Raw genomic sequence first — 14,963 nt, 5'->3', positions numbered from 1 at the left:
CGTGACTTCCGGACGCACGCTCGGACAGGCGGAGGCGGCCACGGCCGCACCTCTGCGCCGTGGGGACCGGGGCCCGCTCGTCGTCGCCCTGCGCTCGATGCTCGACCGGGCGGGCGGGGCCGACGGCGGCGTGGCCGACCCGACGCCCGCGCCCGTCACGGACCAGGACGTCTTCGACTCGACCCTCGAGGACGCCGTCCGCGCCTTCCAGCAGCGCCGCGGCCTCGTCTCGGACGGCGTCGTCGGGGCCCAGACGGCGCGGGTCCTCGACGGGGCGCGCTGGCGTCTCGGCGACCGGATCCTGCTCTTCACCCCCGGGCACCTCATGCGCGGGGACGACGTGTCCGCGCTCCAGGAGCGGCTCGTCACCCTCGGGTTCCACGGCGGCCCGGTCGACGGCGTCTTCGGCGTCGCGACCGAGCAGGCGCTGCGCGAGCTGCAGCGCGGCCTCGGCCTCGAGCCGGACGGCCTGTGCGGTCCCGGCACCCTCCGCGCGCTCGGCTCGCTCTCCCGGGCCGTCGGCGGCGGCGACCCGTGGGCGCTGCGGCAGCAGGCGAACGTCGCCGTCGCGGGCAAGAGCCTCGCCGGCAAGGTCGTCGTCCTCGACGCCGCGGGCGGCCTCGGCCGCACCGGGCCGCGCGCCGGCGACCTCACCGAGGCGGACGTCACCCTCGACCTCGCGTACCGCATCGAGGGCCGGCTCGCCGCGACCGGCGCCACCCCGGTGCTCACCCGTGGTGCGACGACCTGCCCCGACGACCAGGCGCGGGCCTCGCTCGCGCGGGGCGTCCACGCGGACCTGTTCGTCTCGCTCGCGTGCGACTGGCACCCGAACCCGGAGGCGTCCGGGGTCGCGACGTTCTTCTGGGGCGACGTCCGGGTCGGCGCCCGCTCGGCGACCGGCGAGGCCCTCGCGAACCGGATCCAGCGCGAGGTCGTCGCCCGCACCGGCATGACCGACCTGCGGACCCACGCCTGCGCGATCGAGATCGTCCGCGTGACCCGGATGCCCGCCGTCCTCGTCGAGCTCGGGTACCTGTCGAACCCCGGTGACGCCGCACGCCTGGCCGACCCAGGGTTCCGCGACACCGTCGCCGAGGCGATCGTCGTCGCCGTCCAGCGGCTCTACCTCGCCGAGGACGACGCCGTGACCGGCTCGCTCCGCCTCGCCGACGTCCTCGCGCACGCCGGCCTGACCTGACCCGCTCGCCGTCCGTGCGCCGGCGTGGTCACCTCAGACGCGGGTCGGCTCGCCGCTGACCTCGACGCCGGCCGCACGGGCCCAGCGCACGACGTGACGCAGGTCGTCGACGTCCGTGCCGGACGTCGGCAGCGTTCCTCGCCGACGGTCTTTCGTGAGCACGTGCAACCGGAGGTCGTCGACCTCGAGCCGGGCGACATGGCTCCACGGGCGCAGCATCCTCGTCGACGAGCCGGCGGACCCGTCACCACGCGACGGCGCCGGGGTACCGCCCGCGCTCCAGATGATGATCCCCCGGGCGGTGAACGACCACGTGTAGCGCCCGGGCGCGGGCGTCAGCAGTGGTCGACGCACCAGGGCGAGAACGAGCCCGACCAGCGGCAGGACACCGGCGACCCGGGTCGCGACGTCCACCCGGTCGGGCGCGCGCTCGGGGACGGAGTCGGGCGTCCCCCAGGCCGGGCCGGTCTCCACGCGTCGTCAGACGCCGGGGTGCGAGCTCTGGCTCGTGAGCGCCGGCGTCCGGACGGTGCCGAGGATCCGCTCGAGGGCCTGCTCGACGTCCTCCCGCCACGACAGCGCGGTCTTGAGCTCGAGCCGCAACCGCGGGTACCGGCGGTGCTGGCGCACGGTCTTGAAGCCGACGGCGAGCAGCAGGTCGGCCGGGACCAGGCACTGCGAGCCCGGCCCGTCGCCGTCCGGGCCGTCGCTCTCGACGGCGAGGCCGAACGCCTCGACCGCCCGGACGCCGCGGCGCGTGAGGTCCTTCGCCGCGGCCTGGATCAGCATCCGGGCCAGCCCGCCCCCGGACCACAGCGGCAGGACGCGGGCGGTCATGAGCAGCACCGCGTCGGCGCTCACCGGTGACGTCGGGAACGCCATCGAGCGCGGCACGAACGCGGGCGGGGCGTAGAGCACGAACCCGGCGGGCATCTCGTCGACGTACGCGATACGGCCGCACGAGCCCCACTCGAGGAGCGTCGCGGAGACCCAGGCCTCCTTCTCGAAGGCGGTGTCCCCGGCCTCGCCGGCCCGGCGCGCGGCGACCGGGTCGAGCTCCCACGTGACGCAGGACCGGCACGGGTCCGGGATGTCCTGCAGCGTGTCGAGGGTGAGGGGCGAGAGCCGGCGCCCCATCAGCCCGCCGCCCCGCGCGCGCGAGCGGCGGCGGCGACGACGTGGTCGGGCGGCCCCTCGTGGGCGGCGTCGACGTCGAGCCGGCGGTGGGGGGCAGCGGTCGTCGCGACCTCGGTCGCGACGCCCGGGGCGCCGGGACCGGGGCCGGAGCCGTAGGCCGGGACGGTGCGCGGGCGGAGCAGTGCTCCGACGAAGCCGGCGACGGCACCGGCGACGAGGCCCGCTGCGACGAGCCGTCCGAGTCGCATGCGACACTCCCTGCAGTGGAGGGGCCGGCATCGGACACACCGGGAACCCTGTGGACATCGTACGCAGCGGGTCTCGTTCCAGTGAAGGACACACTGGGTGATCGATTGACTCCCCTGCGTATTCCGGATGACGGCGGGCGCCGGCAGCCGGAAGGATCGGACGACGCCCGGGCACCTGCCGGGCGACCTCAGCAGCGACCCGTCGATGAACACAGGGATTGGAGGCGCACGCACATGCCACCGGAGGGACACCAGGCCGCCGCCGGCTCGAGGCTCGACCGCTGGGTCGACACGTACGCCGCCAGGACCCGGGGCATGACCGCCTCCGAGATCCGCGCCCTGTTCGCCGTCGCCAGCCGCCCGGAGGTCGTCTCCCTGGCCGGGGGCATGCCGTTCCTCTCCGCGCTCCCCCTCGACGTCGTCGGCAACGCCCTCGCCAAGCTCGTCGCCGAGCGCGGCACGGTCGCCCTGCAGTACGGCTCCGGCCAGGGCGACCCGGGCCTGCGCGAGAAGATCCTCGACGTCATGGCACCGCAGCAGGTCGACGCCCACCCCGACGACATCGTCGTGACCACCGGCTCCCAGCAGGCGCTCGACCTCGTGACCCGGATCTTCGTCGACCCGGGCGACGTCGTCGTCGCGGAGGCGCCCTCGTACGTCGGGGCGCTCGGCGTCTTCCGCTCGTACCAGGCGGACGTCGTCCACGTGCCGCTCGACGACGACGGGCTCATCCCCGCCGCGCTCGAGGAGACGCTCGCCCGGCTCGCCCGCGAGGGCCGCCGGGTCAAGCTGCTCTACACGGTGCCCAACCACCACAACCCCGCCGGCGTGACGCTGTCCGCCGAGCGCCGTCCGCAGATCGTCGAGATCGCGAAGCGGTACGGCGTGCTCGTCCTCGAGGACGACCCGTACGGCCTGCTCGGCTTCGAGGGCGACCCGCTCCCCTCGATGCACTCGCTCAACCCCGAGGGCGTCATCTACCTCGGCTCGTTCTCGAAGACCTTCGCCCCCGGCTTCCGGGTCGGCTGGGCGGTCGCGCCGCACGCCGTCCGGGAGAAGCTCGTCCTCGCGAGCGAGTCGGCGATCCTGTGCCCGAGCTCGTTCAGCCAGCTCGCCGTCGCGACCTACCTGGAGACCCACGACTGGAAGCACCAGGTCGGGGTGTTCCGCGAGCTGTACCGGGAGCGGTCGGTCGCCACCCTCGACGCCCTCGCGGACATGCTCCCGGCCGCCCGCTGGACGACGCCCAAGGGCGGCTTCTACGTCTGGGTCACGCTGCCCGACGGTCTCGACGCGACGGCGATGCTGCCGCGCGCGGTGACCGAGCGCGTCGCGTACGTGCCCGGGACCGCGTTCTACGCCGACGGCCAGGGCCGGCAGAACCTGCGCCTGTCGTACTGCTACCCGACGTCCGAGCGCATCCGCGAAGGGGTGCGCCGGCTCGCCGGGGTCGTCGAGGCCGAGCTCGAGCTGCTCGAGACCTTCGGCGGTCCCACCGCCCCGACCGGTCTCGCGCACGGCGCGGCCGGCCGCCGGCAGGTGCAGTCCCCCTCGCCCGACCTCACCTGAGGTCGGGCCGGTCGGCCGGCCCAGCCGGCGATCAGCCCGCCCAGCCAGCACGGAGGATTCACGTGGAACACCCACCCCGGGTCGTCGTCCTCGCCGGCGGCCTCTCCCACGAGCGCGAGGTCTCGCTGCGCTCCGGACGGCGTGTGGCCGAGGCGCTGCGGGACGCCGGCTGCCTCGTGGAGGTCCGCGACGTCGACGCCCAGCTCGTGCCCGCGCTGCAGGCCGAGCAGCCGGACGTCGTCTGGCCGCTGCTCCACGGGGCGACCGGTGAGGACGGCGCGGTCCGCGACGTCCTCGACCTGCTCGGGCTGCCGTACGTCGGTGCGACACCGGCCGCCTGCCGGATGGCCTGGGACAAGCCGGTCGCCAAGTCGGTCGCCCGAGCGGCCGGCCTCCGGGTGCCGGACTCGGTGGCCCTGCCGCACGGCACCTTCCGGGAGCTGGGTGCGCAAGGGGTGCTCGCGGCCCTCGTCGAGCGGCTCGGGCTGCCGCTCGTCGTCAAGCCGGCGCGGGGCGGCTCGGCCCTCGGGGTGAGCGTCGTCCGGGAGGCGGGTGCCCTCCCCCGCGCCATGGTCGACTGCTTCGCGTACGGCGACGTCGCGCTCGTCGAGCGGTTCGTCGAGGGCGTCGAGGTCGCCGTGAGCGTCGTCGACGCGGGTGACGGGCTGCGTGCCCTGCCGGCCGTGGAGATCGTCGCGGACGGCGGGGTCTACGACTACGACGCCCGCTACACCGCAGGCGCCACCGAGTTCTTCTGCCCCGCCCGCCTCACCGACGCGTCGGCCCGGGCGGCCGCCGACGTCGCGGTCCGGGCGCACCAGGCGTTCGGCCTGCGGCACCTGTCCCGCACCGACCTCATCGTCGACCGGGACGGCACCCCGTGGTTCCTCGAGGTGAACGTCGCCCCCGGGATGACCGAGACGTCGCTGCTGCCGCAGTCCGTCGAGGCCGCCGGCGAGGACGCCGGTGCGCTCTACCGGCGGCTCGTGGAGGCCGCCACAGGCGCGTCCGGGGCCGAGCAGGCCCCGACGGAGCCGGCGGCCCCCTCGGGGGTCTGAGCCCCCCGCAGAGGCCCGGCACGGGCGCGGTACGACAGACACGGGAGCGGCCCCGCACCTCACGGTGCGGGGCCGCTCTCGTCGTTCGGGACCTCGTCGGCGCGCGGTCAGCGCACCTCCTGGAAGACGCCCTTCACCTCGGGAGACATGAGGCCGATGATCCGGTTCAGGTCCTCGACGCTGGCGAAGTCGATGCTCAGCCGACCCTTGCTCCGCCCGAGCGCGACGCTGACCTTCGTGTCGAGGCGGTCCCCGAGCCGCGACGCGAGGTCGTTGAGCTCGGAGGTGTGACCGCCGGCCCGCGGCCTCTTCTTCGCGGGCTTGGCGACGGGCCCGTCCCCGAGGGCGACGATCTCCTCGACCATCCGGACCGAGAGCCCCTCGGCGACGATGCGCTGCGCGAGCCGCTCCATCGCCGCCGCGTCGTCGAGGCCGAGCAGCGCCCGGGCGTGACCGGCGGACAGGACTCCCGCGGCGACCCGGCGCTGGACGAGCGGAGGCAGCCGGAGGAGCCGGATCGTGTTGCTGATCTGCGGCCGCGAACGGCCGATCCGGGTCGCGAGCTCTTCGTGGGTGCAGCCGAAGTCGTCGAGCAGCTGCTGGTAGGCGGCCGCCTCCTCGAGCGGGTTGAGCTGGCTGCGGTGGAGGTTCTCGAGGAGCGCGTCGCGCAGGAGGACGTCGTCCGCCGTCTCGCGGATGATCGCGGGGATCGTCTCGAGGCCGGCCTCCTGGGTGGCCCGCCAGCGGCGCTCACCCATGATGAGCTCGTAGCGGGCCTCGCCGTCCTCGCTCGCCGCCTCGCGGACGACGACCGGCTGCAGGACGCCGATCTCCTTGACGGAGTGGACGAGCTCGGCGAGGGCCTCCTCGTCGAAGACCTGCCGCGGCTGGCGCGGGTTCGGCCGGATCGACATGACCGGCAGCTCGGCGAACCGGGCCCCCGGGACCGGCAGCAGGTCACCGGTACCGGCCGAAGAGGACGCCGAGCCGGCTGCGGCGTCGAGGTCGACGACCGCGGAGGTGGCACCGTCGGTCGCCACGCCGTTCGTCGATGCGGTGCCGGTGCCCGCGTCCGGTGCGCCCGTCGGTGCGGCGGTGCCGGTCCCCGGCGTCTCGCCGTTCGGGGTGGCACGGGCCTCGGGGACGACGGCGGGCGCGCTCTCCGTCTTCCCCGGGAAGAACACGTCGACAGGACGGTCCCCCGCGGTCTTCGTCCCGGTGGTGTTCGGGATCAGTGCACCGAGTCCGCGGCCCAGTCCCCGTCGCTTCTCGCTCACACTCGCTCCTCAGTCGTCGTCGGCCGGTCGTTCCACGTGAGCACTTGCTCGGCGAGCTCGCGGGCCGCCTCGAGGTACGACAGCGCCCCGCTCGAGGCCGGGTCGTAGGTCATGACGGTCTGGCCGTGGCTCGGCGCCTCCGAGATGCGCACGCTGCGCGGCACCGAGGTCTTCACCACCTGCTCGGGGAAGTGCTCGCGCACCTCGTCGGCCACCTGCGACGACAGCCGGGTCCGGCCGTCGTACATCGTCAGGAGGATCGTCGAGACGTGGAGCTCCGGGTTGAGATGCCCCCGGATGAGCTCGACGTGCTTGAGGAGCTGCGAGAGCCCCTCGAGCGCGTAGTACTCGCACTGGATCGGGATGAGCACCTCACGGGCCGCCACGAAGGCGTTGACCGTGAGGAGGCTGAGGCTCGGCGGGCAGTCGACGAAGACGTAGTCGATGTTCGGCAGCCCGGCGTTGATGCGCTCGTCGAGGTACGTGGCGAGCGCCCGCTGCAGTCGTGTTTCACGTGCAACCAACGACACGAGCTCGATCTCGGCGCCGGCGAGGTCGATCGTCGCCGGGGCGCACCAGAGGTTCGGCACGTCGGGGCACGGCTGCACGACGTCCGCGAGCGGCATCCCCTCGACGACCACGTCGTACAGGCTGGGGATGTCGCTGTGGTGGTCGATCCCCAGAGCGGTCGACGCGTTGCCCTGCGGGTCGATGTCGAGGACCAGGACGTTGAGCCCCGCCTGGGCGAGCGCGGCCGCCATGTTCACGGTCGTCGTCGTCTTGCCGACGCCGCCCTTCTGGTTGGCCACCGTCATGATCCGGGTGTGCGGCGGCTTGGGGAACGGCCGGCCGGAGAGGGTGATCCGGCGGCGCGCGTCCTCGGCGACCTCGACCGCGAGTGGCGTGGAGTCGTCCACCGACGGCAGCGAGCGGACCAGGTCCACGCGCTCGTGCTCCTCGTAGCCCACCCGTGCCGGTGTCGACCCGGTGGTCGTCATGTGTCCGTACTCGCTCATCTGCTCCTGCGGCCCCGACGGCGCGGCACCTGCGACGAGGACTCCCCCGTCGCCTGCGCGCTCGTCCATGCCGGCGCTCCCATCCATCGGTCCCGGAGCCTCCGAGTGCGAAAGCTCCGCGGGTGCAGTCTGCCCTGCGGGTACGTCACCGCGTGGGTCGTGCGACATATCCACGGGTTCGGTCTGAGCACCGTCTCCCGCGGCCCGATCTTCCCACGCAGGGGTGACGGTTCCGTTCATGTCACCGGCTGCCGCACCAGGGCCGGGCGTGTCGGTTTCACGGGAAACAGCCTCGGCGGCTGCACCCTGGTCGATCGACCGGCTCGGGGCCTCGGCCGGCGAGTCGTCGATCGTGGGGAGCCGGCGGGCCTCCGACATCTCCCCCAGGTCTTCCAGGGGCGGCAGCTCGTCGGACGGCGTCACGCCCGCGTCCCCGTCGACCTCCTCCTGCTCGTCATCCAGACGCGTCGTTTCACGGGAAACCGAGGCCGACCGGTCGAGCCCACCCGGTGGGACGTCCACCACGGGGGCGTCCTCCACAGGGGCGTCCTCCGCGGGGGCGTCAACTGCTGGAGCATCCATCGCCGGACGACCGACGGCCACGGACTCCTCGGTCAGTCCACTCTCGTCCCGGCCGGGCGGCACCAGGACCGCCCCCGCCGGCGCCCTACCCACGTCGCGTGGACCGTCCACCGGTGCGACCGTTTCACGGGAAACCTCGCCTGTAGGTGCCTCCGACAGGTGCGGCCCTTCGCCCTCGGTGGCCACCGTGGCGTCCGCGTCCGAGAGCTCACCAGGAGCAGCAGCCTCCCCCTCCGGAGTGCCGCCACTGAGCAGGTCCACCAGACGAGGGCGGGTCGCCCCGTCAGGGTCAGGGGTCAGACCCTGTGAGTCGGTCAGAGCGTCGGCCGAGCGGTGCCCGCTGCTACCGGGAGAGAACGCTCGCTCGTCGTCCGCGGGAGCGCCGGCGCCGGGAACCGAAGGAGCATTCGCTTCCTGCTCCCGCCAGGACCGGGCCCCCGCCGACGACCCGTCGGGCACCCACTCCGGCTTCGCTGTCGTCCCGACGACCCGGCCCTCCGGCCCCGAGGTAGGTACGGGCTCGGTCCGGTCCGTCTCCTCGGACGCGGGCAGGTCTCCCTCGAACAGCGCCCGTGGCGCCTCGTCGACCGAGTCCCGCCACCGTCCCCATCGGCCCGGCTCTGTCGGGGAGACCTCATTAAGCGGTTCCACGTGAAACGCGGACGGCGGCCCGCTGATCTGCTGAGGCGACCCGTCGTGACCCTGCCGGCGGAGCTCACCGACGAGAGCCGGGGTCGGCGCTGCCGGACCACCCCATTCCTGGGCCCGCACGTCGACCTCCCGGGTCGGCGCAGGCAGCGCGGCCACCGGTCCCGGCACGGCGGTCTCAACCCTGGTCGGCAACGCCGCCACCGGAACGAACGACGTCGACGCCGTCTCGACGACGACCTCCGTCTCGACCGCCGCCATGGCATCGTCAGCGTGCAGGGCCTCCCACCACACCGCACCCTCGGACGCGGCCGACCGGTCGGCGGCGGGGTCGGCGGCGGGGTCGGCGCCGCTCGGCGTCATGGCCGGCGCGTCAGTCTCGAGGTCCGCGTCATCCGCGACCACCGGCCATCCCAGCCCTCCGTCCTCGGTGACGGTCCCCTGTGTCGGCCAGCCGATCCCACTCACGCGCCATCCTCCCGTGTCCACTCCCCGCTGTGGCTCCGCCCTGCGGCAACTGCACCCTATGTGCCGACAACGGATGTTCCTCCGCCAGCCAAGCAGGGTTCGGCTCCGAGACGCAACGAACGCGCCCAGGGATGGGGCATCGGCATCAACAGCCTCGACCACGTGCGCCTCGGAGGTCGTTCCGGCTGCCCGTTCGGAGACGCGGCGAGCGGTCGCAATTGCCTCAGTCGCGCAACGTCGGATCCTGGTCGTCCCTCGCCGACCTGTCGTCCGGACTCGACTGGGTCGACCCGCGCGACGCGTTGTTTCCCGTGAAACGACCGAGTCCGGTACTCGCCGGCTTCCCGGAGGACCCACGGCCGAAGGACGCATGAGAGGGCGGGCCCCAGCCCTGCCGGGCGTTGGTTGGTCATCGTCACGCAATGACCGCCGCAAGCCCCGAGCCATCACCAGAGGCGGGGCCGATCATCCCGTTGCTTGTGGACCCGACCACGAGTCTCAGCGGTGACGAACGGTCGGGCTCCGACCCCTGCCATCGAGCGGGCGGGAGACCAAGGTGCGTCGCGTTTCCCGTGAAACAACAGCCGCCATCGCGCGCCGGACAACCGCCCGCGGGACCACGCGCCCGATCGCAGCACCTGCCACCTCCGGCGGGTCTCCCTCTCGAGCAAGGGCCTGGTCCCCCATCTGTACTCAATCTGGCGGCGGTACCCAGATCCGTCGACACGTGGCCATCTTGCTCGGCAGGCATGGATGGCACCCACGGTGCCCCTGTCACCGTCTAGAACGCCACAACAGTCCGCCGCGCCTGCCTCCGTTCCGCTGACGAAGGCAGCGACAGGCACGAGAGGAACGGCAAGTCGCCCCCCGGCGCCAGTGCCTTGGTCTGTCCGAAGTCGACGTCGATCCAGACACCGGGAGCGCCCTTGGCGCCCACGTGGGCGACCATCCCGAAGCGGAAGCCACGGTGCCCAACGCGGGCGCCGGCGACCAGCCACCGCGGAGCCATGCTGCCGGTATCCGGTTCCCACTCGGTCATGGCGTCAGCATGCGCAGCACCACCCCGTAACGGCACGCGAGCCCTCGTCTCGCGTCATCGCAGCCAGAGGGGACGGCCGCCAGGAGGACGGCACCGCTGCAGGTCCGGGGTCGCGGATCGCGACGCGCAGCTCGGCGAGTATCGGCAGCAGAGCAGGTGCACGACCGGCCCGGCAGAGGGAGACCGTCGTCACCGGCGAGCGGCCACGGCCGTGGACGATCGGGCGGGTCCTGGTCCACCGCGCACCGCACTGTCGGTCGAGGGTCTTGTCGTCCGGCTCGTCCCTGCGACCGCTGTGCTTCTAGCGACCGCCGTGCTTCTAGCGGTTCTGTGAGGCCGCCCTCGGCGCGCGGTACCTGCGCTGCGTCCGCCCCGCGCTCCCGTGTTTCCCGTGAAACAGCGTCACGTCGACATCACCGGCCGGCCCATCGACATCGACCGGGACAGCGCCGCGGCGACCCTACGGTCGCCGTGCCCATCGGCGGTCGACCAGCTCGGGCTCCTGCCCCGACACGAGCTTCCCCGGGCAGAGACCGTCGAACTCTCCGGCTTCCTGACCTGACGCAGTAGACCGTGGCACTCCGCGCGATGGCCGGTGACTCCATCGGAGACACCTCGTCGAACCTGGCGGTCCAGAGCCAGAGACGCGGCCGCGCACCGACCGACGGAGCACCTGGGTCGGGCCCCCCGCAGAGCGCGCCGGACGCCCGGCGAGATGCCCGGCGAGATGCCCCGGTCCGCACGAGCCCGACGGTGCCGCGCGGGCAGTCGACCGCGGCCGGGCGCCCTACGAACGGGGACGCGTCCGACCCGATCCGCGGGCCGCCGTCCCGCCGGTCCGAGTCTTCCGCCCCGTACGGCCGGGCCGGGACACCGGCTCCCCCGCCTCGACGACGACGACCGTCGTCGGCTCCTCGACGACCCCCGCGCCGCACTCGACGATCGAGCGGGACCGGGCACCGAGCCGGGTCAGTGCACCGTCGGCGGCCTCCAGCTCCACGGCCGCGGAACGTCCCTTGAGGGCGAGCAGCCGGCCGCCGGGGACGACGAGCGGCAGGCACCACGCGGCGAGCTTGTCGAGCGCAGCGACCGCCCGCGCGGTCGCGACGTCGAACCGGGGTCCCGCTGCGTGCAGCTCCTCCGCCCGTGCGCGGACCACCTCGACCGTCCCGAGCCCGAGGTCCGCGACGACCTCCTCGAGCCAGACGACGCGACGCTGCAGCGGCTCGACGAGGGTCACCGTGACGTCGGGGCGCGCGATCGCCAGGGCTATCCCCGGCAGCCCGGCACCGGATCCGACGTCGACGCACCGCTCGCCGGGCAGCAGCAGCTCGGCCACCGCCGCGCAGTTGAGGACGTGCCGCTCCCAAAGCCGCGGGACCTCACGCGGCCCGATGAGCCCGCGCTCCACCCCGGTCGTCGCGAGGTGGGCCGCGAACCGCTCCGCCAGCGCGGCCCGGTCGCCGAACAACGCGACGACGGCGCCCCCGCTCGGTGCGGGTGGCGCCGTCGTCGTCCGGCCGTCGCCGGTCACGTGCCTGCCGCTCAGGCCGAGGCCGGGAAGATGACGACCCGGCGAGCCGGGTCCTCGCCCTCGGACTCGCTCACGAGCCCGGCGTCCGCGACGACGTCGTGGACCACCTTGCGCTCGAACGCCGACATCGGCTCCAGGCGCAGCGGCTGGCTCGTCCGCTGGACCTCCTCGCACGCCCGCGCCGCCTGCTCCTCGAGAGCCTTGCGGCGGGCCGCGCGGAATCCGGCGACGTCGAGCATGAGCCGGCTTCGCTCCCCCGTCTTCGCCTGGACGGCGAGCCGGGACAGGTCCTGCAGCGCCTCGAGCACCTCGCCGCCCGGGCCGACGAGCTTGCGGAGCTCACGGTCCGACCCGCCTTCGGCGACGATCGCGACCGAGGCCCGGCCGTTCTCGACGTCGATGTCGATGTCGCCGTCGAGGTCGACGATGTCGAGGAGCTCCTCGAGGTAGTCGGCCGCGACCTCGCCCTCCTCCTCAAGACGACGCAGCGACTCGCCGCCGCGGCTGCTCCGCCGGCTGCGCGTACCGGACGACGTCCCCTCGGCGCCGTCCTCGGTGTCGTCGTCCTCGTCGTCCTCGTCCGACTCGTCGTCCGAGTCCTCGTCGGACTCGTCGTCGACGTCCTCCACGACGTCCTCGACGACCTCCTCGACGACTGCGGACGGTTCACCGGAGGCGCCCCCGGCGACCTCGGTGCCGGCCGGCACGTCGACGAGCGCGTCCTCGTCGGTCACCCGCGTGTCCTCCACCGCGTGCGTGTCGCTCACGATGCTTCCTCCCACGTGTCGGTCTTCACGGGCGATGCCCGTCAGGTTGGTGGACCCGGTCGTCCCGGGTCGTTCGCGGCGCGCGGCCGCTGCCGTCAGCGCTTGGGCTGACTGGGCTTCCCGCGGCGCGGCTTGGTGCCGGGTCGCTTGCTCGCCCCGCCGGCAGCACCGGCGGACGGCGCTGCACCGTTCGCCCGGGGGCCACCGGTCGTCGGTCCGCTCGGCGTCGGGGGCTCGCTGCTCGGCTCCTCGCCCTGCGGCGCGTCACCGGCCCCGGCCTCGGTCTCGTCCGCGCCCGTGCCCTCGGCGGGCTTGGCCGGCGGGGTCCCGTACGCGGGCGGCGGGGTGCGCTTGCGCTTCGGCTGCCGCTTCGGCTGCTGACGCTGGCCACCGGTCGGACCACCGGTCGAGGACGTCTCGTCCTCGGTGCCGGGTGCGGCGTCCGGCTCGCCCTTGCCCTTGCGCCGGCGGCGCTCCTCGAGCGCCTTCGCGGCGGGCGAGCCGGGGGCGGGCATCCGGCGGATGACGTAGAACTGCTGCCCCATCGACCAGACGTTCGTCGTGAGCCAGTAGATGAGGACACCGATCGGGAAGTTGACGCCCGACACGGCGAAGATCACCGGAAAGACGTAGAGCAGGATCTTCTGCTGCTGCGCGAAGGGGTTGTCCAGCGCGGACGCCGGCATGTTCTTCATCATCAGCTGGCGCTGGGTCGTGAACGTCGACGCCGACATGAGGATGATGAGGACGACGGTGAGGATCTGGACGTTGAGGTTGCCGCCGGCCTTCATGAAGGTGTCCGAGATCTGGGCACCGAAGAGCGTGGCGTCGTCCGCCTGCTTGACGAGGCCGGCGTCCAGCGGGCCGATCGCCGTGCCCTTGCCGATCCCGTTGAGCACCCGGAACAGGGCGAAGAAGATCGGGGACTGCAGCAGGATCGGCAGGCAGGACGCGAGCGGGTTCGTCCCCGTGTCGCGGTATAGCGCCATCGTCTCCTGGCTCATGGCCTGCCGGGACGCCTGGTCGGTCTTGCCCTTGTACTTCTCCTGGATCTTCTTCATCTCGGGCTGGATGAGCTGCAGCCCGCGCGACGCCTTGATCTGCTTGACGAAGAGCGGGATGAGCAGGATCCGGATGACGACCACGAGGCCGACGATCGACAGGGCCCAGGTCCACCCGGACGCCGGGTCCATGCCGATGGTGGTGAGCGCCGAGTGGAACCCGACCATGATGTACGCGACCGCGAGCTCGAGCGGTCGCAGCAGGGACGTGAAGAAGTCGATCATGGTGTCCTCGGGTCACGTGGCCTGTCGGGACGACAGTCCGATGTCGGGGGCGCCGTCGGACGACGCGCACAGGTGCGCAGCGCCGCGACGGCCGCCGGCAGGAGGAACGGGGTCGACGCCGCCGGGGTTCCACGGGTGGCAGCGGCCGATGCGGCGCAGCGCCAGCCAACCACCCTTGAGGGCCCCGTGGGTGCGGACCGCCTCGACGCCGTACGCGGAGCACGACGGGTAGAAGCGGCAGACGTCGCCGTACGTCGGGGAGACGAGCAGCTGCCACAACCGGAAGAGCCCGCGCAGCAGCAGGGCGGGCAGCCCGACGACGAAGCGGCAGGCGAGCCGGAGGACACGCCGCAAGGCCTGAGCCTTGCCATCAGACGGGCGCTCGGCCGTGCCGCTCACGACGCACCACCCGCTGCCCGGTCCGGTGCAGCGGCCCGGACGACGCCCAGTCGGCCCAGGAGCCGTGCGACGTCGGCCTCGAGCTCGGCGAACGACGCCGTGGCCGAGGCCGGTTGGGCCCGCAGCACCACGAGCCGGTCCGCAGGGATCGACGAGAGGTGCGGGCGGACCGTCTCGCGCAGACGACGGGCCACCCGGTGCCGGACGACGGAGCCGCCGACGGCCTTGGACACGACGAAGCCGACCCGCGGACCGTCAGGGACGGCCGAGGTCGTGGTGTGGACGACGACGCGCGGGCTCCCGGCCCGCCGCCCGCGACGGACGGCGGCCTCGAACTCGGTGCCGGCTCGCATCCGGTGCGGCGCGGGCAGCACGGGCGTCTGCCGGCCCGTCCGCGTCAGGCGGAGAGCTCGTCGCGGCCCTTGCGCCGACGCGCGGCCAGGATGGCGCGACCCGCACGGGTGCGCATGCGCAGCCGGAAGCCGTGGGTCTTCGCCCGACGCCGGTTGTTCGGCTGGAACGTCCGCTTGCTCACCTGAGTACTCCACAGTCGTTGCGTACGGGCCCGGGCGCCGGATCGTCTGCCGGAAGGGCAGAACAGCTGCCTCGGGAACATCGGGGGAAGACAGGATCGCGGACCCGTCTCCGGGCAGCGGTCACCTGTCGCTGTCAAGCCTCAACACGGTACGGCGCGGCGCAGCACAGGGTCAAACTGAGCGCCGACGGGCCGTGCG

Annotated in this window: 15 protein-coding genes; 3 read left to right on the top strand and 12 right to left on the bottom strand. The window is 73.5% G+C overall.

Annotation, left to right across the window (positions count from 1 at the left end; all coding sequences use genetic code 11):
* Position 1 precedes the first annotated feature (1 nt).
* The gene (locus EDJALFJO_RS17325; protein ID WP_233149915.1) at positions 2-1,201 is read left to right on the top strand and encodes an N-acetylmuramoyl-L-alanine amidase; all 1,200 of its coding nucleotides are present in this window, start codon (positions 2-4) and stop codon (positions 1,199-1,201) included.
* Between the two features lie 33 nt (positions 1,202-1,234).
* Here the strand turns inward: EDJALFJO_RS17325 and EDJALFJO_RS17320 are convergent, their stop codons facing one another.
* The 3 genes from EDJALFJO_RS17320 to EDJALFJO_RS17310 are packed head-to-tail and all read right to left on the bottom strand — an operon-like array spanning position 1,235 to position 2,586.
* The gene (locus EDJALFJO_RS17320; RefSeq protein ID WP_088287504.1) at positions 1,235-1,675 is read right to left on the bottom strand and encodes a hypothetical protein; all 441 of its coding nucleotides are present in this window, start codon (positions 1,673-1,675) and stop codon (positions 1,235-1,237) included.
* Positions 1,676-1,681: 6 nt separating this feature from the next.
* Positions 1,682-2,338: a GNAT family N-acetyltransferase gene (locus EDJALFJO_RS17315; protein WP_088287502.1), complete on the bottom strand. Its 657-nt coding sequence runs from the start codon at positions 2,336-2,338 to the stop codon at positions 1,682-1,684.
* The gene (locus EDJALFJO_RS17310; protein ID WP_088287500.1) at positions 2,338-2,586 is read right to left on the bottom strand and encodes a hypothetical protein; all 249 of its coding nucleotides are present in this window, start codon (positions 2,584-2,586) and stop codon (positions 2,338-2,340) included. The genes EDJALFJO_RS17315 and EDJALFJO_RS17310 overlap by 1 nt, the downstream gene beginning before the upstream one ends.
* Before the next feature lie 234 nt (positions 2,587-2,820).
* Here EDJALFJO_RS17310 and EDJALFJO_RS17305 point away from each other — a divergent pair, with 234 nt between their 5' ends.
* Entirely contained in the window at positions 2,821-4,155 is a 1,335-nt protein-coding gene (locus EDJALFJO_RS17305) for a PLP-dependent aminotransferase family protein (RefSeq protein WP_088287497.1), read from the top strand.
* A 62-nt stretch (positions 4,156-4,217) separates the two neighbouring features.
* A complete protein-coding gene (locus EDJALFJO_RS17300; protein WP_088287496.1) occupies positions 4,218-5,213 on the top strand; it encodes a D-alanine--D-alanine ligase in 996 nt (331 codons plus the stop codon).
* A gap of 107 nt (positions 5,214-5,320) precedes the next feature.
* Here EDJALFJO_RS17300 and EDJALFJO_RS17295 read toward each other — a convergent pair whose 3' ends face one another.
* From EDJALFJO_RS17295 to rpmH, 9 genes are all read right to left on the bottom strand, one after another.
* Positions 5,321-6,490, bottom strand: a complete 1,170-nt coding sequence (locus EDJALFJO_RS17295) for a ParB/RepB/Spo0J family partition protein (protein ID WP_088287494.1) — start codon at positions 6,488-6,490, stop codon at positions 5,321-5,323.
* On the bottom strand, positions 6,487-9,204 hold the full coding sequence (locus EDJALFJO_RS36470) for an AAA family ATPase (protein WP_369812547.1): 2,718 nt from the start codon (positions 9,202-9,204) through the stop codon (positions 6,487-6,489). The genes EDJALFJO_RS17295 and EDJALFJO_RS36470 overlap by 4 nt, the downstream gene beginning before the upstream one ends.
* 781 nt (positions 9,205-9,985) lie before the next feature.
* Positions 9,986-10,243, bottom strand: a complete 258-nt coding sequence (locus tag EDJALFJO_RS17285) for a hypothetical protein (RefSeq protein WP_088287492.1) — start codon at positions 10,241-10,243, stop codon at positions 9,986-9,988.
* 787 nt (positions 10,244-11,030) lie between these two features.
* Positions 11,031-11,777, bottom strand: coding sequence for a 16S rRNA (guanine(527)-N(7))-methyltransferase RsmG (gene rsmG / locus EDJALFJO_RS17280; protein WP_198950392.1), 747 nt, complete (start codon positions 11,775-11,777; stop codon positions 11,031-11,033).
* 11 nt (positions 11,778-11,788) lie between these two features.
* Positions 11,789-12,265 carry a R3H domain-containing nucleic acid-binding protein gene (locus EDJALFJO_RS36465; RefSeq protein WP_198950398.1) on the bottom strand — a complete coding sequence of 159 codons (477 nt, stop codon included), beginning with the start codon at positions 12,263-12,265 and terminating at the stop codon, positions 11,789-11,791.
* Positions 12,266-12,639: 374 nt separating this feature from the next.
* Positions 12,640-13,830, bottom strand: coding sequence for a membrane protein insertase YidC (gene yidC / locus EDJALFJO_RS17270; protein WP_088287488.1), 1,191 nt, complete (start codon positions 13,828-13,830; stop codon positions 12,640-12,642).
* Between the two features lie 12 nt (positions 13,831-13,842).
* Entirely contained in the window at positions 13,843-14,142 is a 300-nt protein-coding gene (gene yidD, locus EDJALFJO_RS17265) for a membrane protein insertion efficiency factor YidD (protein ID WP_088287536.1), read from the bottom strand.
* Between the two features lie 83 nt (positions 14,143-14,225).
* Positions 14,226-14,603, bottom strand: a complete 378-nt coding sequence (gene rnpA, locus EDJALFJO_RS17260; RefSeq protein WP_088287486.1) for a ribonuclease P protein component — start codon at positions 14,601-14,603, stop codon at positions 14,226-14,228.
* Positions 14,604-14,626: 23 nt separating this feature from the next.
* Positions 14,627-14,764 (bottom strand): 50S ribosomal protein L34, encoded by a 138-nt coding sequence (gene rpmH / locus EDJALFJO_RS17255; RefSeq protein WP_088287484.1) that lies wholly within the window; start codon positions 14,762-14,764, stop codon positions 14,627-14,629.
* Positions 14,765-14,963: the final 199 nt, after the last annotated feature.

It is taken from the genome of Kineosporia sp. A_224 (assembly GCF_002198655.1).
GTDB lineage: Bacteria > Actinomycetota > Actinomycetes > Actinomycetales > Kineosporiaceae > R-H-3.
The sequence above is the reverse complement of the archived record's forward strand: the minus strand, read 5'-3'. Positions and strand labels throughout refer to the sequence as shown.

Coding starts and splice junctions, on each gene's coding strand:
- EDJALFJO_RS17315 (WP_088287502.1), bottom strand. CDS start 2,338: ATGGGGCGCCGGCTCTCGCCCCTCACCCTCGACACGCTGCAGGACATC.
- EDJALFJO_RS17310 (WP_088287500.1), bottom strand. CDS start 2,586: ATGCGACTCGGACGGCTCGTCGCAGCGGGCCTCGTCGCCGGTGCCGTC.
- EDJALFJO_RS17305 (WP_088287497.1), top strand. CDS start 2,821: ATGCCACCGGAGGGACACCAGGCCGCCGCCGGCTCGAGGCTCGACCGC.
- EDJALFJO_RS17285 (WP_088287492.1), bottom strand. CDS start 10,243: ATGACCGAGTGGGAACCGGATACCGGCAGCATGGCTCCGCGGTGGCTG.
- yidC (WP_088287488.1), bottom strand. CDS start 13,830: ATGATCGACTTCTTCACGTCCCTGCTGCGACCGCTCGAGCTCGCGGTC.